Origin of the sequence: Candidatus Manganitrophus morganii (assembly GCA_021651055.1) — a bacterium.
GTDB classification, from domain to species: domain Bacteria; phylum Nitrospirota; class Nitrospiria; order SBBL01; family Manganitrophaceae; genus Manganitrophus; species Manganitrophus morganii.
The window spans coordinates 1,364,471-1,385,852 of sequence record JAJHOH010000001.1; the positions used below are offsets into that span (position 1 = coordinate 1,364,471).

22 protein-coding genes are annotated in these 21,382 nt (G+C 57.3%); 12 read left to right on the top strand and 10 right to left on the bottom strand.

Features of this window, described 5'->3' with window-relative positions; genetic code table 11:
- Positions 1–2: 2 nt before the first annotated feature.
- The 7 genes from MCM46_06005 to MCM46_06035 form a co-directional block, all read right to left on the bottom strand.
- On the bottom strand, positions 3–3,056 hold the full coding sequence (locus tag MCM46_06005; protein ID MCG3111362.1) for a cytochrome c3 family protein: 3,054 nt from the start codon (positions 3,054–3,056) through the stop codon (positions 3–5).
- Positions 3,057–3,170: 114 nt separating this feature from the next.
- Positions 3,171–4,235 (bottom strand): 6-bladed beta-propeller, encoded by a 1,065-nt coding sequence (locus tag MCM46_06010; GenBank protein ID MCG3111363.1) that lies wholly within the window; start codon positions 4,233–4,235, stop codon positions 3,171–3,173.
- Between the two features lie 26 nt (positions 4,236–4,261).
- Positions 4,262–6,103 (bottom strand): hypothetical protein, encoded by a 1,842-nt coding sequence (locus MCM46_06015; GenBank protein MCG3111364.1) that lies wholly within the window; start codon positions 6,101–6,103, stop codon positions 4,262–4,264.
- 84 nt (positions 6,104–6,187) lie between these two features.
- Positions 6,188–6,754, bottom strand: a complete 567-nt coding sequence (locus MCM46_06020) for a SurA N-terminal domain-containing protein (protein ID MCG3111365.1) — start codon at positions 6,752–6,754, stop codon at positions 6,188–6,190.
- Between the two features lie 12 nt (positions 6,755–6,766).
- A complete protein-coding gene (locus tag MCM46_06025) occupies positions 6,767–7,957 on the bottom strand; it encodes a hypothetical protein (protein ID MCG3111366.1) in 1,191 nt (396 codons plus the stop codon).
- Positions 7,954–8,994 (bottom strand): hypothetical protein, encoded by a 1,041-nt coding sequence (locus tag MCM46_06030; protein MCG3111367.1) that lies wholly within the window; start codon positions 8,992–8,994, stop codon positions 7,954–7,956. Before MCM46_06030 ends, MCM46_06025 begins: the two co-directional genes overlap by 4 nt.
- 64 nt (positions 8,995–9,058) lie before the next feature.
- A complete protein-coding gene (locus MCM46_06035) occupies positions 9,059–9,865 on the bottom strand; it encodes a cytochrome c3 family protein (GenBank protein MCG3111368.1) in 807 nt (268 codons plus the stop codon).
- A 287-nt stretch (positions 9,866–10,152) separates the two neighbouring features.
- Between MCM46_06035 and MCM46_06040 the strand changes: the two genes are divergently transcribed.
- The 4 genes from MCM46_06040 to MCM46_06055 all read left to right on the top strand — a co-directional run bounded on the left by MCM46_06040 (position 10,153) and on the right by MCM46_06055 (position 13,331).
- A complete protein-coding gene (locus MCM46_06040) occupies positions 10,153–10,524 on the top strand; it encodes a hypothetical protein (GenBank protein MCG3111369.1) in 372 nt (123 codons plus the stop codon).
- 76 nt (positions 10,525–10,600) lie between these two features.
- Entirely contained in the window at positions 10,601–11,278 is a 678-nt protein-coding gene (locus MCM46_06045) for a hypothetical protein (protein MCG3111370.1), read from the top strand.
- A gap of 105 nt (positions 11,279–11,383) precedes the next feature.
- Positions 11,384–12,196: a hypothetical protein gene (locus MCM46_06050; protein ID MCG3111371.1), complete on the top strand. Its 813-nt coding sequence runs from the start codon at positions 11,384–11,386 to the stop codon at positions 12,194–12,196.
- 10 nt (positions 12,197–12,206) lie between these two features.
- A complete protein-coding gene (locus MCM46_06055) occupies positions 12,207–13,331 on the top strand; it encodes a hypothetical protein (protein ID MCG3111372.1) in 1,125 nt (374 codons plus the stop codon).
- A 52-nt stretch (positions 13,332–13,383) separates the two neighbouring features.
- On the opposite strand, the gene MCM46_06060 is transcribed toward MCM46_06055, so the two are convergent.
- Positions 13,384–14,688: a UDP-glucose/GDP-mannose dehydrogenase family protein gene (locus MCM46_06060; protein MCG3111373.1), complete on the bottom strand. Its 1,305-nt coding sequence runs from the start codon at positions 14,686–14,688 to the stop codon at positions 13,384–13,386.
- A 149-nt stretch (positions 14,689–14,837) separates the two neighbouring features.
- Here MCM46_06060 and MCM46_06065 point away from each other — a divergent pair, with 149 nt between their 5' ends.
- From MCM46_06065 to MCM46_06100, 8 genes are all read left to right on the top strand, one after another.
- Positions 14,838–15,422 (top strand): D-sedoheptulose 7-phosphate isomerase, encoded by a 585-nt coding sequence (locus MCM46_06065; GenBank protein ID MCG3111374.1) that lies wholly within the window; start codon positions 14,838–14,840, stop codon positions 15,420–15,422.
- A gap of 14 nt (positions 15,423–15,436) precedes the next feature.
- Positions 15,437–16,117: a 16S rRNA (cytidine(1402)-2'-O)-methyltransferase gene (gene rsmI, locus MCM46_06070; protein MCG3111375.1), complete on the top strand. Its 681-nt coding sequence runs from the start codon at positions 15,437–15,439 to the stop codon at positions 16,115–16,117.
- A gap of 129 nt (positions 16,118–16,246) precedes the next feature.
- The gene (locus MCM46_06075) at positions 16,247–16,447 is read left to right on the top strand and encodes a type II toxin-antitoxin system HicB family antitoxin (protein MCG3111376.1); all 201 of its coding nucleotides are present in this window, start codon (positions 16,247–16,249) and stop codon (positions 16,445–16,447) included.
- Between the two features lie 47 nt (positions 16,448–16,494).
- Positions 16,495–16,668 carry a type II toxin-antitoxin system HicA family toxin gene (locus MCM46_06080; GenBank protein MCG3111377.1) on the top strand — a complete coding sequence of 58 codons (174 nt, stop codon included), beginning with the start codon at positions 16,495–16,497 and terminating at the stop codon, positions 16,666–16,668.
- A gap of 136 nt (positions 16,669–16,804) precedes the next feature.
- Positions 16,805–17,437 (top strand): transcriptional repressor LexA, encoded by a 633-nt coding sequence (gene lexA / locus MCM46_06085; GenBank protein MCG3111378.1) that lies wholly within the window; start codon positions 16,805–16,807, stop codon positions 17,435–17,437.
- Positions 17,438–17,458: 21 nt separating this feature from the next.
- Positions 17,459–18,103, top strand: a complete 645-nt coding sequence (locus tag MCM46_06090; protein MCG3111379.1) for a hypothetical protein — start codon at positions 17,459–17,461, stop codon at positions 18,101–18,103.
- Positions 18,103–18,402 (top strand): hypothetical protein, encoded by a 300-nt coding sequence (locus MCM46_06095; GenBank protein ID MCG3111380.1) that lies wholly within the window; start codon positions 18,103–18,105, stop codon positions 18,400–18,402. Before MCM46_06090 ends, MCM46_06095 begins: the two co-directional genes overlap by 1 nt.
- A complete protein-coding gene (locus MCM46_06100; GenBank protein MCG3111381.1) occupies positions 18,377–20,599 on the top strand; it encodes a hypothetical protein in 2,223 nt (740 codons plus the stop codon). The genes MCM46_06095 and MCM46_06100 overlap by 26 nt, the downstream gene beginning before the upstream one ends.
- Positions 20,600–20,714: 115 nt before the next feature.
- Here MCM46_06100 and MCM46_06105 read toward each other — a convergent pair whose 3' ends face one another.
- Positions 20,715–21,092 (bottom strand): hypothetical protein, encoded by a 378-nt coding sequence (locus tag MCM46_06105; GenBank protein ID MCG3111382.1) that lies wholly within the window; start codon positions 21,090–21,092, stop codon positions 20,715–20,717.
- Positions 21,089–21,370, bottom strand: coding sequence for a hypothetical protein (locus tag MCM46_06110; protein MCG3111383.1), 282 nt, complete (start codon positions 21,368–21,370; stop codon positions 21,089–21,091). The genes MCM46_06105 and MCM46_06110 overlap by 4 nt, the downstream gene beginning before the upstream one ends.
- Positions 21,371–21,382 lie beyond the last annotated feature (12 nt).

A 21,382-nucleotide genomic window follows, 5' to 3' on the forward strand; every position in this document is an offset into this window, starting at 1 on the left:
ATCTACTTCTGGCCGTTGATGACGGAGTGGGCATCATAATTGTGCCTCATGTTAAATCCGTGACACCGGAGGTTGCAACCGGGACCGCGATGACCTTGGCTTTGATAATCGTCAAAGGGGCTTCCCGGCCCGTTGACCATGCGACCAAATCCCCACATCGGCTGATCTTCAAACCTCCCAAGTTCTGTACTCCCTTTTATATTCGGCTGGAAGTTGATGAGATGGGTATCGAGGTTGTGGCCCGGGTTCTCTTGAACAAAAGTGGGATCATTCAAACCAACATAGAGGGTGTTTCCGGCCTCCACATTGCTGTGGACGTTGTTGTGGCATTCATGGCAGCGGGCATTCGTCCGCCCTACCAGGTGAAGCATGTGAAGGTTGCCCCCTGAATTTTGTCCATCGACATTGTTGGTTCCGCAGCGATAGAAATTCGTCAGCCGCGCCGCGGGAGGGATGAATGCGTTGGTGACAGGATCCCTACGACAGTTCTCCACTCCCGTTCCGGAATCGGTCCAGGCGGGGGTGATGAACGCCGCCTCGGCATGGCAGTTGTAGCAGAGGGCGAAATTCTGAGGATTATAGGTATTCCTCGCGTTGCCGCGGCCGACGTTTGTGACCGTGTCGCCGATCAACGCCGTTTCGGATGTCCCCACCTTCGTGTCATAGTTGGCCCGCAAGATCCTCTTATAGATCGATCCATGCGGCCCCTGGGCCGTGTTCGGATCATTGAGGCTCGCCGTTCGGGTCGCTTCCGGATTCACCGGAATATCGGGAGGAACATCGGTCGGCCGCCGGTAAGCGGTCCCCCGTGTATCGTCGAAGGTAATCGGCCCGGGGTAGTCAGGACAGCTCACGTTTTGACTGCCGTCCCAACAGCTGGTCAACGACGGGAATCCAAAGGCGCCGAAGATCCGATTCAAAGGAAGCGCCCCCCCCAGGTAGGTCCCGAAAAGATCGGTGTTGTGGCAGTCGGTGCAATGGATTGTCTTCTCCCGGCTGAGTCCCATTCTTCCGAGGAACTGTCCCTGCTGCGTCGGAACCGACATGTTGAGTGTGTAATTGTTCAAGACCCCCGACTGGTTTCTCCCCGGTTGAAAGACCGGGTGAAACGAATGATTAAATCGGGGTGGATTCCTATCAGGGATCAGTCGCTCCAGCGGATCGGCCGGCTGAATACGGAAGTTCTCTAGATAGAAGGGGACGGAGGTCGGATCGAACTCCTTCCGCTTGTTGCTCCCATGCGCGTTGACGCCGAGCGCCGGATTGACCGGGCTGTTGCCGCGCGCCTGGACGACCTTGCCGGTGCCGACCGCGGTAAAGAGGGCCTCCCGGACATGGTTGTTGAAGGTGTTCCCGTGGCAGCGGAGGCAGACTTCATAGATGTACGGCTCGCGACGCTCATCGACCGACTTCAAGGTCGATGCGACGATGCCGCTCCGGATCGTGACCCCCGGCATCCCTTGGAACCGATTCCGCCGGGTGACCCGATGCATGTTGTGGCAATCGACGCATTCGACATGGGAAGTGTCGGGGGTCGGCGGGGCGTTCTCGGTGAGAATCTTGTTGTTGGCCGGCTCGGAAAAAGGGCCGCCGAAGAAAGAGGGAAGCCGGTTGTCGCTTCCCAGCTGGACCCCTTCGGTCGGCAGATCGACGAAAACAGGCTGATGTCCGAGGGCCAGGTTCAGGTCCATCGCGCTCCCGGTCGGCGAAACCCCGTGACTGCCGTTCCCTTCCCTGTCTTTAAAGAACTGGGTCATGATGTCGGGGGCGCGGGTCGGCGCCTGGAGGATCGACGTCTCCTGCGGCTGATGGCACTGGAAGCAGGTCTGCTCGATCGCCACGTTGCCGAAATGATCGACCCCTTCCCGCATGATCCGGACCGCTCCCTGGCGGGTATGCGGATCATGGCAAATAAGGCAGGCGCGCTCGGCGACGGCGGGCGTTTCGTTGTTGTGAAGGTTGGTTGCCCCCGGCTTCAGCCGCGAATCATCGAATTGTCCCGTCTGGCGGTCGCCGAAATGTGAATTGAGATCGGCCTCATTATAAGGCCATCCCGGTTTGTCGTGGCAGAAGAGGCAGATGATCGCCCCCCCTCCCTGCGGCGGCGCCGATGTGCCGGGCAGACCGGGCTGTTTCGCCGCCTGGGTCGTGGCGAAGGTCAATGACTGAAGACGGTTGGCCCGAAGGAATTTGGGGAAATCGACCTGGTGCGGATTGTGGCAAGAGGTGCACTGGACGGAATCAAAAACATCGACGCTGTTCCCCGTCGCCCTCCGAAGGGGAGAGAGCGGCGTCGGCGTGCTCTGGGTGAAGGGACGCCGGATCGGCGGGCCGGGATCGACGAACTCGTGGTCTTTCGACAACAGCTCGGTGTCGAACCGCATCGAGATCGGATGATCGTTCCGAAGGTCCCGGCCCAAAACGCGGGTCGCCTGCTGCGTCGCGCCGTCGCCGACCGGGATACTCCCGGGAGGTCCGGCCGGCGTCTGGCCGGTCGGGTATTCCATCTCGATCGGAGTGCGGCCGTCCGGATCGAATCCTCCGCTCCCCGGCTTATTGATCAAGCTGCCGAGGGCGATCGTTCCGTCGTGGCAGGAGAGGCAGAGCCGCGAGTAGCCGGTCGGGCGGCCGGGATCGTTCGGCTTCGCCTCGAACGACTTGCTCCAGACCTGATCGTACATCTGATAATGGGCCGGGGAGAGGTTCCGGTTCCAGATCGGCGCCCGGATCTTCACCCCCTCCTGGCTGGCGCCGTGCGGGGTGTGGCAGAAGACGCAGACCTCGGTCGTCCCCTGGGGACCGTCGACCGACTTAATGTTCCGCTCCATATCGGGATCGAAGAGCTCCTGGAAGAGGGTTGGATTCGGAACCGGATTCGCCGAGAGGTTATGTTTCGTGTTGCTGACATCTTCGTTGAACGGCTCGGAGGTCGGCTGGGCGGAGGAAGGAGAGCGGAAAGGAATGCCGAGGAGCGACAGGGCGACCGTCCCCAATGTGATGAGGAGGACGATCGATAATCCCCAAACGCCGATACTTGATCTAAACTTTCCCCTCATTAAACCTCTTTCTCCGTTCCGGCGATCATCTTAATGATCGTTTGTTTCTTTGTCAACGGAATTGATGTCGGGCGACGCATGCGTCGCCCCTACAAACAGATGATCGATCTCAACTCAACTCGATGGGACAACCTTATCCTCCAGCAGCTGAAACACCTGGACCCGCTGGTTGTACGAATCGGCGACGTAAATTTTTCCTTCCCGATCGACGGCGATTCCGGAGGGGAGCCAGAAGAAGCCCGGCTCCACCCCCGACCTTCCAAAATGAAGGAGAAGCTCTCCCGACGAATTGAAGATCTGGACATTATCATAAAGGGTATCGACGACGTAAAGATGGTTCGCCCCGTCCACCGCGATCCCCTTCGGCCGGGAAAATTGTCCCAGCGTCGCCCCCAGGCTCCCGATCTGCGATTGGAATTGCCCCTCTGCATCGAACACCTGAACCCTGAAATTCAGCGAGTCGGAGACGTAGAGCCGGCCGTCGTGATCGACGGTGGCGTAGGTCGGGAAATTCAGCTCGCCGTTTCCGACCCCTCGCTTTCCGATCTCTCCCTGCTTCTCCCCCTCGAGGCTGTATACCAGGATCCGATGACCCATCGTATCGACGACATAGAGCCGCTCGCGCGACCGATCGATCGCGATTCCGGAGATCCGCTCCATCTCCCCCTCCCGGCCGATGATCCGGACCGGCTCTCCTTCCTGATCGTAGACGAAGACCCGGTTGAGATCGGCATCGGTGACGTAAAGCCGCTTCGATCCGTCGATTGCCACACCGATCGGATTCTTCAACCGCCCATACGGCTCCGGAAGCCGGAAATACTGCCGGTATTCATGGTTCTTCCCGTTGAAATAATGGACCACCTGCAACCCGGTATCGCCGATATAGACCCCCCCCTCTTCATCCACCGTCACACCGGAGGGGCGAATCACGTAGGGGGCTTGCCGCTCCCCGAACAAAAAATGAATCACTTTTTTAAACCAAGAGGGCTTCACCCCGACATCTTTCGGCTGCGTGAGGTTTTGAACAAATGTAATCTTCGGCGGATCGGGGGGCTCCGGCCAAAAAATCGCCGGCGGCTTCTCGACAGGCGCCCCCGCGCAAGCGACCAATCCCAACAGGATGATCCCGATCAGAGGGTTTCGAAGCGCTCCTCTTGATTTTAATCTTTTCCCCCTCACCCCTACCGCCTCACGCCTCCCGTTTCTTAAAACACCCTCGTCGCTCTTGCAAAAATCGTCTCGCTTCGGTAAGTGACCCCCGCCGAGCGGTCATTGGCCCAGCGATGGTCGAGATTGAAGAGGAACTTCCCGATCTGATAAGCCAGCACGGTGGTGAACTCGAGCGTATCCCGATCAAGCGAGCTGTTTCCGTCTCCCCGTTGGTGGCTGTCGCGGGCCCCCAGCGTGAGATTGGTATTTCCGAGATAGAAGCTCCATTGGATCTCTTCATAGAAAATATCCGAGTCCAAGTAAAAACCTTCCGGATAATCCTGCCGGGTCCACCCCGCCGCGAGAAGCCCGCCGCCGAGGAAATAGTAGCTTCCACGCGCATCGTAGAGCAAAGAGGTTCCCGTCGGCCCGAAGCCCTCGATCCGGGTGAGGCTCGCCGAGCCCTGGAGAAAGAGGCTGTCGTCCCTGAAAATCACCCCGCGGAAGTAGCTGCTGTCGACGTTGAGCTGGAAGGTGTGAGCGCGCTGGTCGTCCTCTTCCTGTACGGTCGGACCGTCCCGATTGATATCGTTGAAGGTATACGCCAGGGCGATATGGATGATTCGGATCTGGGTATTTTCAACCCCCAGCGTAAGGGTGTTCATCAAATCACGGAGGTCGTCTTCCTGGGGACCTGCCAAATTCGCCCGGGAAGTATCGGCGGTCCCGTAGCTCAAAGCGTAGCTGGCGCTGTAGCGGAGGATCTCGACCGACCGGGTGTAATTGGCATAACCCCGATACCGCTGATAGAGAGAAGAGAGCTCGGCTCCATTCCCCTCGGTCTCGGTCATTCCGACCGAGGCCCCCAAACCGGTGCTCAGCCCGAAGAAGGGACGGTAGTTGAGGACATAGTCGGCAAACGGAGAAGAGGTCGTCGTCCCGTTCACTTCAAACTGGAAATACCGGAGGCTCGTCACCATGTCGAGGAGCTCGGTCGGCCGGATCGACGCGCTCCAGAAAGCATTCAGCCGGTTGAAGTCGATCGTATCGGGTGTCTCGGCATATTCGACCCGCGCGTGGGTGTCCCAAAAAACACTCGGCGTGTAGAAGACGGAAGCGCCGACGGCCCGCTCCTGGGCGAAGGTGAGCCCCGGCGCATTCGTTCCGCCGACGTCGGCATACCGCGCAAAAGTGCTCAACGAAAGGGCGGAAGCAAGACGGCTCTCGGTATTCAGGTTCACCGCATGGCCGTCGATCGAATCGACCTCCCCGTCGATCCGCGCCACATCGGTTTGATTGTATTGATAACGGCCGATCACCGTCGTCTCCCCGATCCGGCCGCTCGATTCCGCGTTGAAGTACCGGCTGACGGTATCCGGAAGGCGGTCGCGATCGTTCGCCTTCAGCTCCGATTGGTTGTAGGAGAGGGCAAGGCGCGGCAACCGGGGAATCGAAAGAGACCAATTCGCCCCGTAGGTGGTGATCGTATCTTTCACAACGGTATCGAGCTGGTTGGAGCGGGTGACCCGTTGGGCGTAAAAGCTGAAGGGAGAGATATATGGAAAGAGATTCAACCCAAGAGAATAATCGGTGAAGTTGAAATTCTGATCGGTGAAATTGCCGTTCGTCTCGGTGTCCTGGCTGAGGAACGTGCCGCTGAGGGAGAACGTCCCGATTCGGGGATCGATAATCTCTCCGAAATTATGAAGGTTGTAACGCTGCTGCAGAAAATCGGTCTCCGCGACGTCCTCTTCCTGCGTCGTCCGAATGTGCCCATAGGATAAATCGACGCTCCCTCCTAAATTAAGGAGCCGTCCGTCCGCCCGGGAGGGGTAGAAAAGCGTCGGGAGGAAGAGCAATATGAGCATTCCGGTCCAAAGACAGCGTTTCTTCTCCAAACGGAGCGTTCCTCCCCCCAGGCGTTCCCCACAGGCGATCCTTCGATCGCCTTCGACAATCGACGGTAAATAACCCGCCGTTATTTAATAAATTTTAATTTCTGATTTCTTCCGAACCCCTTCCAACCAATTCTTTTTCCCCGCCTCGTCGGACGGAGAAATTTCATTCCACATTTTCCGAACCAAAATAAACCGACGCACCCCCTGTCTGACCTCTTCGAGGGTGAGTCCCTCTCGGACCAACGCCGCGTTGAAATCGTCCTCGGCGGCGAACCGCTTTCGGATCCGGTCCACCTCCGCTTCGATCTCCTCGGGAGCAATCTTCTCCCCCTGCTTCAGCGCTTCCTGGTAAATCAACTCCTCGTCGATGAGCCGCCCCAGCACTTCTTTGCGTAGGCTCATCATCCTCGGAGGGGAAAGTTCTTTGTGGCCGATCTGGCGAAGATAATTCCGGACCCCTTCTTCGACCGAGTCTGCCGTAATCGGAACCTGGTTGACCTCCGCGACCGGCGCGGCGTCATCCGCAAGCAAAACCTGCGGGAGGAAAAGAAGACAGAATCCGGAAGACAGAATCCAGAAGAACGGCTTTAGGAGCTTCCCTGTTCTGAGTTCTGATTTCTCTCGCCCGATTCCGATCTCCTCTCTTCTCACTTCCGACTTTCCTTACTTCTTATGACAGCTCAAACAGACCAGGCTCCCGGCATTCCGATCTTGTGAGTTGGCCCCCGGCATCGAAGCCATCCTTAAAAAAAGATTGTTGTTGACCGTTTGAGGGTTGACCGGCTCCGAAAGGGCCGGTTGCCCGCCGGGACGGCTCGCCTCATGCGGATTGTGACAGGAGGCGCACTCGATGTACGGCGCATCGGGACGGCCCGGGTCGGAGGGATAGGCCCGAATCCGATCGCGCTTGTCCAACGGCAGGAAGGCGCCGTTCGGATTCCGATCGATCCACATTACGCTCCCGCTTCCCGGAATGCGTCCTCCTTTGGAAGAGATGTTCGTTAGAATCTCCCGGAACTGCGGATCGGTCCGGGGAATCTCGATGCTCACCGGATGATCATCCCGCAGATCGAGCCCCAGGTTCGGGAACGGCTCGGCTCCCAACGAGGCATTCGGGCCTCCGCCGAACGCATCAAAGAAGACGAATCCTCCCGACGTCTCATCCCGGCGCCCCTCGCGGAAGCTGCCGGTCGCATCGACCGCCGGTCCCATGAAGGTCATCCCGATGCTTCCCCCCGCCCCGCTCAAGACCCGGTTGCTCGGGAAGAAACCGCCCGAACCGGAGCTGTTGATCAAGGCGTCGAACGCCACCGCGCCGTCATGGCAAGAGAGACAGGCGAGCGAGACCCCCTTCGGCCGGCCCGGCGTCCCGAGCATATCTTGCGCATCATAATTCGGACTGGTATAGGGGGTGAAGGACATCGGATTGGAGAGACGGCGATTCCAAAGCGGGGCATGGCCGACCAGCCCGTTGACATTGCTCTGCGCGCCGTGCGGGGTATGGCAGAAGATGCAGACCTCTTCGTTCAGGCGGATGTCTCCTTCCACGCCGCGGACCTCCGGATTTCGCGCCCCGCGAAGCGAGGTCAACTCCCCTGCTTTAAAGTCGCTTCCTTCCCTCGCAGCGATATCTGGATTGACGGCAAGGTTATGTTTGGTATGCCGAACATCTTCAGATGCGAACACATTCAGAAGGGAGAAAGCGGTCCCCATCAGCGCCAGGACGATCAAAATAAAATTCCGCCTTCGTGAGGGGAAGCCTGCCGGAAGCAAGCGGTTGGCCGCCTGAAAGATGCGTCCGATCCGTTTCAGGATCATCCTCTGCCGATCAGAGGCGCTGCGACGCGTCGTCATGAAGGAGATTCCTCCGGTTTCTCATTTTTTTCAGTGGGACCGATATATTGAAAGATATCGATTCGATGATTGTACTGATCGGCGATGTAGATCCGGTCCTGATCGTCGATCGAGAGGCCGGCCGGCAGCCAGAGTTGACCGTTCTTGCTTCCGAACTCGCCGAAGAAGAGGAGGAGTTGCCCCTCCGGGCTGAAGATTTGGACGTTGTTGAAGCGGGAGTCGACCACATAAATGTGTCCCTGCGAGTCGACCCCGACCCCCTTCGGAAGGGAGAATTGGCCGAAACCGGTCCCGACATTGCCGAACTTGGAGAGAAACTTTCCGGCGGCATCGAAGATCTGGACCCGGAAATTCAGATCGGTGACATAGACCTTCCCGGCGGCATCAACAAAGAGGTTCGCCGGGAAGTTGAATTCGCCATCCTCCGCTCCCCGCTTTCCGAATTCAAAAAGAAAATTCCCTTCAAAGTCATAAACAAAAATCTGATGCTTCCGGGTATCGGCGATATAAACCTGCTTCAGCGCATCGTTCACCGCCACCCCGACCGGCCGCTCCAGACGATTTAAATCGCCGATCGACAGGAGAAATCGCCCCTCTTGATCGTAGACGAGACATTTGCGGAGGATCGTATCGGTGACGTAGACCCGTCCTTCCTTGTCGACGGTCACCCCCATCGGTCCGGCGAGCGCTCCCGGACCATCGACGCCGATCATCGAGAAGCGGCCCTGCAGCGTGTCGAAGACCAGGATCTTTCTCCAGCCCGAATCGGCGACGTAAATACGCCCGTCCGACGTGGCGGAAACACCATACGGCTTAACCAGCTTGGCCCCTCCCGAGTCGCCGAAGAGGGCCGCTTTGATCCGCTCCCCCCATCCTTTCTTCTCCACATCTTCCGAAGAATCGATGCTCGTGAGGAACTTGATCCGGGGCGTTTCGGGGGGGGCGGGCCAGATCAAGTCCCGATCGGGGGCTTTCCCCTTTCCGCCGCATCCGGTCAAAATCAACATCGCTAAAGCAACCAGTAAAACTCTCTTCACTTTATCGTTCCCTTCGCTTTTATTTTTGCTCCGCCCGCCGACACCCGATCCCTGGCCCCCGGTTTTATTTCTGGTGACAGGTCAAGCAGAGGGCGCTCCCTCGATTGGAGGCCCTCAAAAAGGGATCCCGCCCCTGCAGGTTCTTTTCGTCCGGACTGTGGATGTCATGGCAGGAGGCGCACTGGACCTTGTCCCCCGCGAACGTCTGAACTCCGTTCGGAAACATGCGCCCCCCGTCCGGCTTCAAAATCGTCGGCTGATTGAACTGCGGGTCGACATCGGCGCTCGGCAAGACCATCGAGATGGCATGATCGTCCCGCAGATCCTTCGTGAAGTAGCGGACGGTCGCATCATGAGCGCCGGAGAGCCCCCCGTAGGCCCCTTCCGACCGATTGTGGCATTTCGAGCAGGCATCACTCCCCTCCTCTCCCTCCAGGGTCATCCGATAATCACCGCCGGTTTCGACGATGTCGTGGAATTGCGGCGGCTTGAGAACCGAATCGACCGCCACCGATCCGTCGTGGCAAGAAAGGCAGGCAAGAGAGATCCCGTCGGGCGCCCTCCGCGGGGCCGAATCGAAGTTGGGGCTGGAATACATTTGATAGCCCCGCTCCTGGGGAAGCTCTCGATTCCAGAGGGGGGCATAGCTGCTGCTGTTATGAGGGGTATGACAATAGACACACGCCTCGCGCAGATCGTCGAAGGTCCCTCCCTGCATCGGGCCGGTTTCGTTCTGATATCCGCGCCAATTCAACGCGGAGAGGTCATGCCGGGACCGGATGATGGAGCCGCCTTTGGCGGAAGCGGAAAGAAATAGAATAAAGCCGACGCTTCCCAACAAGATGAAAATTTGAATTCTCTTAAAAGTCATCCTGGACGGACTCCCGAAGCGTCTCCATCTCATGCGGCAGGTCGGATCTTTATGAGGTCAACAAGGAAATCTTTAAGAGAAAGCGGATCGCGGATACGAATACGAAAAATCCAATGCCTAACTATAGTTTTTTTTACACTTTTGTCAAGAAAAAAATCGGGAACGCGGGATGAAAAGCTTTCCTTTTTCATTTAGTTGAACCGTTTGAATAAAATTTGTTGACAAAAGAAAACCGGTGTGATAATCAAGCGGTTGGATTCCACTTCGGCATGGGAGAGGGAGGGAAGATGAAAAGTGTTCGGATCGGCATCATACTCGGATTAGGCCTTTTGCTGGCATATTTCTGGGGCGGCGACAAAGTGTCAGGCTACTACGGCGATATGGTCCTGAACAGCAAGGCGGAAAAACGAGGGATGCCGCCGGTTGTTTTCCCTCACTGGTACCATCGCGCGGAATTTAAGTGTAAGGTCTGTCACCCCGCCATTTTTGAAATGCGGGCGGGCTCGAATGATATCGATATGAAGAAGATCATCGTTGATGGACAGTTCTGCGGGAAATGCCACAACGGAACGATTTCGTGGAAGCCGATCGAATGCGCCCGCTGCCACTCCGGAACACCGGGGATGACAACAGGGGTTCTGGAAGGCTTTCCAAAGTAGATATTGTTTTTCAATGCAGGGGCGTATTGCAATACGCCCTTACATTAAGAATTTTTGAATCTTAGGGGAGGATTTCATGGCTTGGGTGAAAGAACGAAGAAGATATCTCTTTGTCGGGTGCTTGCTCATACTCCTTTCCCTCACCACCTTCTATGCCTGCATACGCCAAGCCAAGAGTGAACCGGCGAATCCGCCCGCCGGACCTGCCGCCGCCGGTGCGCCGGCCCAAGCGGTTCCGGTTCAGGCCCCGGCCCAGGCCCAAGAGAAAGATCTTGCATCACAACCTTCCCTGGTGGCCCCGCATCCTGCAACCGCTCTTCCGAAATTTGAAGACCCGACCAAACTTCCCACACCGGGCCCCCCTTACAATCAAGAGAATACGAATGGAGATGTGGTCCTGAAGAACTTTCCGGTCGATGCCTCCGGCCAAGTCGACTGGGTCAAGGCCTTTCAGGAAAGCCTGATCAAGCCGCACGAGTCGCTCGATCTTAATAAACCCCCCACCCCTCCTTTTATGTTCGATATCGAAATTCCGGCGATCGGCTCCATGCCGAATGTGATCTTCCCTCATTTCCCCCATACTTTCTGGTTGGATTGCGCCAATTGCCACCCCGGCATTTTCATGATGAAGAAGGGGGGCAATCCGATCTCGATGGTGAAGATCGTCAACGGAGAGTTCTGCGGACGCTGCCACGGCCGGGTCGCTTTCCCTCTGGCCAACTGCACCCGCTGCCACGTGAAACCAAAAAGCTAGAAGAGATGAAGGGGACCTGACGGCTGCTTCGCTTCAGGTCCCCTTTCCGTCTCCTCCCAAGAAGTCCATCTTGCCATGTATTTAGACACATTCAATAAAACACCGATGAAAACCTCCCTGATCGCTTTGGCCCTGGTCACCCTCCTGATTGATCCTGCGTTGGCCGGCACGAAAACGGACCGAGAGCAAGAGCACCTGATCGGGCCGGTGAAGACGGTCCTCATCGAACTGACGAATATCTCCAACCAGGAAGGGAAATGGATCGAAAGCCCCCGCATCCCCTGGCTCTCCAACACCTACGATCTGAAGGGAAACAAGATCCAGGAGGATCAACTCTATGACGACGTCTCCCTTAACTTCAAATCGGTCTTCAATTATGATGTTAACGGAAACCTGACGGACGGGGTCGAATACGACCACAAAGAGTTTCCTGTTTTTAAATGGACCTACACCCATGCGCAGAACCGGGTCGAAGAGACCCGCACCCAGGTGAACGGCGTCCTCTTTTCCAAGGCGACCTATACCTACGACAAAGACGGAAACCTCGCCGAAGAGTTCCGCCATCAGGTCCATAGCACGAAAGATTTCAAATGGGTCTACCTCTATGACGCGGAGGGGAGAAAGACCGAAGAGAATTTTTACCTCGTCCAGATGCAGGGCCTTCCGCACGAACAGGTCCGCGTGAGCACACTCGACTTCAAGACGGTTTACCGTTATGACGCCAAGGGAAACGTGATCGAGGAGACCCGCTTCGACGCGGCCGGAGCGGTGAAGTTCAAAAAGCAATACAGTTACAAATTCGATTCGGTCGGCAATTGGATCTCCCAGACGGCCGAGGAATGGATCACGCGATCGGGCAAAGCCGTGCTCGAACCGACCGGTGTAACCTATCGGACCTTCCAGTACTATTCTCCATGAGACTCATTTGATGCGTCGGAAAACCACCTTAGTATTCCTTTTTATTCTCTTCGTCTCGATTCCCTTTGCTTTCCAACCGATTTCTCCCCGTCCCGCTTATTCGCAGGCCAACCCTCATGCTTCCCCTGAAGAATTGTGGACGCACTTTACTCTCTTTTCGATCGTTCGGGCGTTGGCGGTAGAGGGGGATGTCCTCTGGGTGGGAACCTCGAACGGTCTCCTCCGATACGACCTGGTCCGTGAAGAACAAAAGTCCTACACGACCAAAAACGGACTCCTCTCCAACATCATCCACACGGTCGCGATCGATCCCAAGGGAAACAAGTGGATCGGAACCTACGGCGGAGGACTGAGCAAGTTCGACGGAAAACAGTGGACGACCTATACCCCCTACGGCAGCGGCTCCACCGCTTCGTATGGAGAGGCGTCCTGGACCCGCTTCGGCAGCGGCAAAGGGCTGGGCGATCTTTGGGTTTACGGGGTTCATTTCGATCCGAAAGGAACCATGTGGGTCGCCACATGGAAAGGGGTCAGCCGATTCGACGGCACGTTTTTTCAGACCTACACAACCGACGACGGGCTGATTGATAAATGGGTCTACACCTTGGCGCAGGATCAGAAGGGAACGTTTTGGTTCGGCACCGAAGGGGGGGTCAGCCGGTTCGACGGCAAGAGTTGGAAGAGCTGGACCAACAAGGAAGGGGTCGGCGCAGAGGTCGCCCGGGTAAAACCCCCGGAGGTCGCGGATTTACAGTTTGTTCCACAACACCACCAGGGAGGGGACAAACCGCTCGAATATAATCCGAACTACGTCGTCTCCTCCGTCATCGATTCACAAAATCGCCTCTGGGTCGGAACCCTCGGCGGGGGGCTCTCCCAGTTCGATGGAAAGAAATGGAAGAGCTATACGGTCCAAGACGGCCTTGCCGGAAATATCATCCATGCTCTCAAGTTCGACGCGAAAGGGACATTATGGATCGGGACCGACGGCGGGGTCAGCCGGTTCGACGGCAAGAAATTTAAGAATTTTACCGAGAAAGAAGGGATAGGCGCCGTGTATGCGATCGCCATCGATCGCCAGGGCCACAAATGGTTTGGAACGTTTGGAGGGGTCGCACAGTACCGGGGGGATTGATACAAAAAGAGTAAATGAAAGAAGGGCGCCATGAACGACGCCCCTCTTTTAATCAGGATGGCCGTCCCACGCTGGTGTATTTGAAACCGAGGGCGGCCATTTTTTTCGGCTCATAGACGTTCCGAAGGTCGACGAAAACGGGGGCTTTTAACTTCTTCTTGATCTGATCGAGATCGAGGTTCCGGAAGGGATTCCACTCGGTCATCAGGATGATCGCATCCGATCCGTCGGCCACCGCATAGGGATCGGCGGCATAGGTCACCTCTTTCAGAACCTTCTTCGCCTCTTCCATCGCGGCCGGATCATGCGCAATGATTTTGGCTCCCCGTTCTTGAAGGGCGCGGATGATCGCGACGGAGGGGGCCTCCCGCATATCGTCCGTGTTCGGCTTGAAGGAGAGGCCGAGGATCCCAATCTGCTTCCCCTTGAGATTTCCAATTTCCTTTTCGATCTTCGCGATCATTCTTTCCCGCTGCTGCCGATTCACCTCGATGACCGCCTTGACGATTTTGAATTCATAACCGTTCTTCTGCGCAATCTGCGACAGCGCGGAGACATCCTTCGGGAAACAGGAGCCGCCGAAACCGGGTCCGGGGTGTAAAAACTTCGAGCCGATCCGGCCGTCGAGCCCCATCCCCCTGGCGACGTCCTGGACATTGGCCCCCACCCCTTCGCAGAGATTGGCAATTTCATTGATGAAGGAAATCTTCGTCGCCAAAAAGGCGTTCGAGGCATACTTGATCATCTCGGCGGTCGGGATATCGGTGATCAGCAACGGTGTTTCGATCAGGTAAAGCGGACGATAAAGATCGCGCATGATCGCGACCGCCTGCTGGCTGTTCGCCCCGATCACCACCCGATTGGGACGGAGGAAATCTTCGATCGCCGATCCCTCCCGCAAAAACTCCGGATTCGAAACGATATCGAAGTCGAAATGTTCCTTCTGCTTGCTGCCGATAATGGAACGGAGCCGGTCTCCGGTTCCGACCGGAACGGTGCTCTTGGTCACGATCACCTTATAGCCGTTCATATGCTCGGCGATCGTCTCGGCGACCGTCTCAATATAGGAGAGATCGGCAAATCCGTCGCCCCGATCGGGGGTCCCGACGGCGATAAAAATCACCAGCGCCCCTTGGATCGCCTCGATGGTGTTGGTGCTGAAGGAAAGGCGTTTATTCTGAACGTTCTTTTTGACCAGCTCTTCCAGACCCGGCTCATAAATCGGGATGATCCCTTTTTTGAGCGCCGCGATCTTCGCTTCTTCCTTATCGACGCAGGTTACATTGACGCCGAACTCCGCAAAACAGGCCCCGGTGACAAGGCCGACATAGCCGGAGCCGATAACCGCAATATTCATCGCCTTTCCTCCGTGATTGATCTAAAGAGTATACGAGAAAGACAGAAAATTGACAAGACGAAAGATGATGTTTGACCACTTGTTCGTTGACTCCACCCCTGGAAAAGTGTAGTCTTAGCCCATTTAGACATGCATAAAAAGGAGTCGGCATGGGACTTTCCGAAGCGTCGGGTGAGATCATTCGGCGGACGATCCTGGAGAGCATCCAGGTCAAAGAGGCCATCGTCCGGAACATGATCCCGGAGATCGCCCAAGCGGCGGCCTGGATCGTTGCCTCTTATGGCAACGGCGGAAAACTTGTCCTTTTCGGAAACGGCGGAAGCGCCGGGGATGCCCAGCACATCGCGGCGGAGTTGGTCGGACGCTTCGAGCGGGAACGGCGCGCCCTCCCCGCCATCGCTTTGACGACGAACACCTCGACCCTCACCGCCATCGGCAACGATTACGGCTACAACAAGATTTTCTCCCGGCAGGTCGAGGCGTGGGTCCAGCCGGCCGATGTCGTCATCGGCATCAGCACCAGCGGGAATTCTCCCAACGTCCTGGAAGGGATCGCCGCCGCCAAATTGAAGGGGGCGAAGACGATCGGGTTGACCGGCGAGAAGGGGGGGAAGCTCGCCTCCCAAACCGATCTTTGTCTTAAAGTTCCCTCATCGAACACCGCCCGGATTCAAGAATCGCACATCATGATCGGCCACCTCCTCTGCTTGCTGCTCGAACAGCAGATCACCTAACCCTCGGACCCTCCATGTCGGGAACGCTCTATGTCGTCAGCACCCCGATCGGCAATCTCGAAGACATCACCCTCCGGGCGATCCGCATCCTGAAAGAGGTCGCGATCATCGCCGCGGAAGACACCCGCCACACCCAAAAGCTCCTCTCCCATTTCGACATCCACACCACGCTCACCAGCTATCACGACTTCAACAAGGAAGAGAAAACGCCGGTTCTCCTTTCCAAAATGGCGGAGGGGGCTTCGATCGCCATCGTCTCCGACGCCGGCACCCCCACCCTCTCCGATCCCGGTTTTTATTTGATTCGCGAAGCGATCCGCGCCGGCCTCCCCGTCAGCCCCATCCCCGGCCCCGCCGCCGCTCTTGCGGCGCTGGCCGTTTCCGGCCTTCCCCCCGACCGATTTGTCTTCGAAGGCTTCTTACCAAAAAAGAAAGGGGCCCGCGCCCGGCGGCTGGAGCAACTCAAGCCCGATCCGCGGACGTTGATCTTCTACGAATCGCCGTTTCGAATCGTCGGGCTGCTTGAAGAAATCAAGACGATCCTTGGCGACCGGCCCGTTGTCGTTGCGCGGGAAATCACCAAGATGTTCGAGGAGTTCATTCGGGGGACGGTGACGGAGGTATTGGAGAAGATCGGGAAGAAGACGGTGAAGGGGGAGATTACGCTGGTGGTGGGGGGGAACCGGGAGGAATAGAACCTTTGGATGCTTGTCTTAGGTTTTATTCTGAGGTATTCTATTTAAAGTCTACACAAGACACAGACAACAGCATACAAACGTCCTGGATGTAGATCCGTTGTAGTAGAGACAAAGGAGAAATGGAAAATGAAATTGCATGTTGTTATTGAGAAGGATGAGGCGGGATATTATGTCGCTGAAGTTCCGGCCTTGCCGGGATGTATCTCTCAAGGAAAGACGCGTGAGGAAGCGATTGCCAATGTCAAGGAAGCAATTGAAGGTTGGCTGGAGGTGATGGAGGCCAAACGCGAGTTCGATCCGTCCAGGGTGGTCGAGGTTGTTGTCTGATGTCTCCCGCGCTCAGGCTATGTTCGGGGGCTGAGGCGGTAAATAAATTGAAACGCGCAGGATGGATCGTCTCCCGCAGACGCGGCTCTCATGTCATGATGACCAAACCTGGAAATCAATATACCCTTTCTATCCCCCAGCACGATGAGCTCGGGCCGGGCCTCTTAAGAAAACTGATCCGTCAAGCAGGAATCACCGTCGAAGAATTCAATCAGTTCTAATATTTCCACGTAAATCTCTGTTCTTCTCTATCCTCTATGGATGGCTACGCCAAATATTCTCGTCTTTCGCTGTAGTACCCCCTTCCGGAATTTCCGCTTGACACTTTCCAATTCCTTCGGCTAGAATGGTATTCATATGGATACCATCACGGCACGGCAGCAAGAAATCCTCACCTTCATCCAGCAAACGGTGGAGCAGAAAGGCTACCCCCCTTCCTTGCGTGAAATCGCAGGCCACTTCGGGATGGTCGGAACGCGGGGGGCTTTCAAACATGTCGCCGCACTGATCCGCAAAGGGCATTTGCGAAAAGGCCAGGGAGCCCGGGCGCTGGAAGTGATCTCGCAATCGCAGACAGCAAGGACCGTCCAATCAAAAAGCGCCGGCCGCTCGGTCCCGATCTTGGGACGGGTCGCCGCCGGGCAGCCGATTCTGGCCGAGGAGAATTTACTCGGGCACCTGACGGTCGATCCTTCGCTCGTTCGAGGAAGGGAAACGTTCCTCCTGAAGGTCAAAGGAGAGAGCATGCGTGACGCGGGAATCTTGGATGGGGATCTGGTCCTGGTCAAACGACAGGCCGATGCCGATTCCGGCGAGATCGTCGTTGCGATGGTCGAGGGGGAAGCGACGGTGAAGCGGCTGATCAAGAAAAAGAGAAGCCTGATCCTCCAGCCCGAGAACACCGACTTTGATCCGATCGTCATCACCGAGAAAGACACCTCCTTTCAGATTCTCGGAAAAGTCGTCAGTCTCATTCGGCCGGTCGTTTGATCGTAGAAGAGGAGCACGCTTGTGGACACGACCTACGAAATCGACGCCCCCTTCTTCTCCGGACCGCCGGTCTCCCTCATCTCCAGAATGCCGGGCGGGGTGATCTTTTTTTGCGGCGATGCCGCGCTCTGGCCGCTCGCTTCAGAAATGATCGGCTGGCGGCTGGCCCAGTCGGAGCGGGTCCTCTTTCTCGATGGGGACAACTGCTTCAACCCATATCCGATCACAAATCTGGCGAAGCGGATCGGACACGATCCGCGCCTTTTTCTCTCGTCAATTTTTATCTCCCGTGCCGCCACCTGCCATCAGATGACCTCCCTCATCACCCGGCAGCTCGGCATTGGAATCGCGCGGCACCGTCCCCGTCTGGTGCTGCTGGCAGAGCCGCTCGCCACCTTTTATGATGAAGCGGTCTCTTTCACCGAGAGAAAAACCCTCCTCTCCCGCACCGTATCAACCCTGGCGCGGCAGGCCCGGGAAGGAACCTGGATCGTGGTGCTGACCTCCCCTCCCCCGCCTTCGCACAAGTCGGCGTCGCTCCTTTCAATGGTGCGCAACGCGGCCGACCGTCTCTTCTCCGTCCGCACCGATGCACAATCGATCCTCATCCGCGAAGAGACGCTCGCTATTGAAAAACGTCCGCCGCAACGAACCGGGGGGTGTTGATGGGCCGCACCCTCTCCACCTTCACGCAGTTGATCGAGCAGGAACGGAGCGCTTGGCAGTCGTTTCACCGGGCGTTGCGCAAGGAGGACCAGCAATATTTCGACGCGCTTTTTCGCGCGGCGAAATACCATGTCGCTTCCGGCAGCTACGCCTCGAAGAGCTCGCCGTTTGAAGCGATGATCGTGGCGATGTTGATCGAGTCGTACAAAAAAAATGCGCTGCTTGAAGCGCGGGTCTCCCACCTGGAAGCGTTTCTGAATAGAAGGAGGGTCGATGAAGATCACCGGCTGGATCTTTGATGTCTACGCGGTCGACGGGGGGATGCGGGTCTGGATCATCGACGCGCAAGGGAGAAAACACCGGCTGCTCGATCCCTTCTCCCCCGCTTTCTACATCGGCGGCCCTCCCGCCTCTGTCCGTCCGCTTCTGACCTTTCTCTCGCGCTTGAACCTGCCGATGGAGGTCACCCGCGCCGTGGGGATTGAGTTCTACTCGGGGAAAACGATCCCGGTCACACGGGTAAAACTTTTCAATCCAATCCACTTTACGAAGGTGGTCCGCTGGTGCACCTCCGCCGCCATCAAACCGGAAGGGAGCGGAATCTCGCTCTACAACTGCGATCTCTCCCTCCCGCAGCTCTATTTCTTCGAGCGCAAGCACTTCCCGCTGGCCTTCTGCGAGGTGGAGGTCGATCCCTCCGGAACCATTCAAACGGTCGGCTTACTCGATTCGATCTGGCGGACCGATTACACCACCCCCCCCTTGACGACCCTGATCCTTCGAATGGAAGGGGGAAGCCTTCGCCCCGATCACACCGGTCCCCGGCGGCTGGAGGTCACGATCGATGGGCGGACCTCCTGCCTCGAAGCGGAGGATGAGGCGGGGCTGATCGACCGGTTCGACCGGATGCTGCTGCGGCACGATCCCGACCTGATTCTCTCCGAATGGGGCGATCCGTACCTCCTCCCCCAGCTGATGGCGATGGCCAAAAAGAAGCGCTTCCCGCTTCTGCTCAACCGAGAGCCGGATACGGGGGTGATCACCCGGCGCGAACGCTCTTATTTTACATATGGCCAAGTCGTCCATCAGGCGCAAGCGCACCTGCTCCTCGGCCGCTGGCACATCGATCTGCATAACTCTTTCTTGGTCGATCAGACCGAGCTTGAAGGGCTCTTTGAGTTCGCCCGCCTCTCGCGGATCCCGGTCCAGCAGATGGCGCGGACCACCACCGGCACCGGAATCACCTCGATGCAGATGGCGCTGGCATTTGAGGACGGGATTCTGATCCCCTGGCGAAAGCAGGAGAGCGAGGCGTTCAAGAGCGCCGACCAGCTGATGTTGACCGACAAAGGGGGGCTGACCTACGCCCCCAAGCTCGGCTTTCACGAAGAGGTCGCGGAGCTCGACTTCGCCTCGATGTACCCCGCGATGATGGCCCGTTACAACATCTCCCCCGAGACGATCAACTGCCCTTGCTGCCCGCACAATCTCGTTCCGGAGATCGGCCACCATCTCTGCACAAAGCGCCGCGGATTGATCCCCCGCTTCCTGGAGCCCTTTCTGGCCAAGCGCGCCGAGTACAAGCGGCTCAAGAAAACCGCGACCGATCCGGAGTGGAAGGCGCGGTATGACGCGCGGCAGTCGGCGCTCAAGTGGGGCATGGTTACCACCTTCGGCTATCAAGGATATAAGAACGCCCGGTTCGGGAAGATCGAAGCCCACGAGGCGATCACCGCCTATGCCCGGGAGAAGCTGCTCCAGGCGAAGGAAATCGTCGAAGCGGAGGGGTTCGAGATGATCCATGCGATCGTCGACTCTCTCTGGATTAAAAAATCGGGAACGACGGAGGCCGACTATGAAGCGCTGGCCGAGCGGATCTCGAAGGCGTGCGAGATCCCGATCGCGTTTGAGGGGGTCTATCGCTGGGTCCTCTTTCCCCCCTCGAAGTCCGATCCGGAGATCGGGGTCCCCAACCGCTATCTCGGTGTCTTCCGAAACGGCGAGGTCAAGCTGCGGGGGATCGAAGCCCGCCGCGGCGACACCCCGCCGTTCATCCGGGCCGCCCAGACCGAAATGATCGAGATCCTCTCTCAGGCGAAGAATCGGGAAGCGTACGAGGCGCTCCTCCCCGAGGTCGAAGCGATCCGGGAGGCCTATCGGGAGCGGCTCAAAGCGAGGCGGGTCTCCTTCTGGGAGTTGGCGATCGCCAAGACCCTTTCGAAGTCCCCCTCGGAATATCAAAAAGACAGCCTCACGGCGATCGTCGCCAAAGAGCTCGCCGGCCGCGGGGTGCGTCTCTCCCCCGGGCAGAGCATTTCGTATGTGATCACCGACGCCAAATCACGCGTGAAATCGGACCGCGCCCGAGCGCTCGGATTCATCGACGGGTCATGGGGATTCGACGCCGAAAAATACGAATCGCTCCTGATCCAGGCGGCGGAGGTTCTCTTTCCAGACCCGCCCGATCGATTCGGGCAGAAAAAACTTCTGCCGTGAAAAAACGGAATGAACCTAACTTGTTTTTAGCTTGGATTCTGTTGGAAAGTAAGGAATGCTTGGAGACGTTTCAGGGAGGTGTATCGCGTTGGGTGTTTCCCTTCGATGAATACCGTTATAGACCGAGATGTTTTTTTAGAATTTCGTTTTCGGTGATTTCCCGATTGTCGCCCCCGAACCGCTTCGCCTTCTTAAAGGCCTCTGTCGCCTCCGGATGTTTTCCCATGCCGTCGTAGGCGATCGCCAAGTTAAAATGGGCCTCGGCGAAATCGCCCTTGGCCGCGATGGCTTCATTCAGGTGCCGGGAGGCGACCTCATAATGTTTCTGAACCAGATGGTCGACCCCTTCATTGTTCTTAGCCGCCGCCTCCTTGTTGCTCATATCGTATGGGGAGAGAAGCACCGGGATTTGAGCGCTTGCGGCCCCCCCGCCGCCGGAACAGGCGGTCAGCCCAAGCAGGGCCATCACTAAAAGGTATCCACGTTTTTTCATACGATCCCTCCTTTGCGGGTGGAAGACCTCCCGATTCTCCGTTGCGGCAAACCCTGCCGGCGATTCCGGAGGATGATCGCATCGACGAGCTCGCCGCACTGCACGCAGCGCCGCGGCAAGAGATCGGTGTAACCGCTATTCTTCAGAAGATAGAGGCATTGCTCGACGACCATGAGGCCCCCGCACCGCCAACAGAGAGGCTTGCTCACAAAGTCCTTCCACTCGGCGTTCACCGCCTGTTTCAGGGCCTTTTCTTGAATTTTGGTCGCCTTCGGCACCGAGGCCTCCCT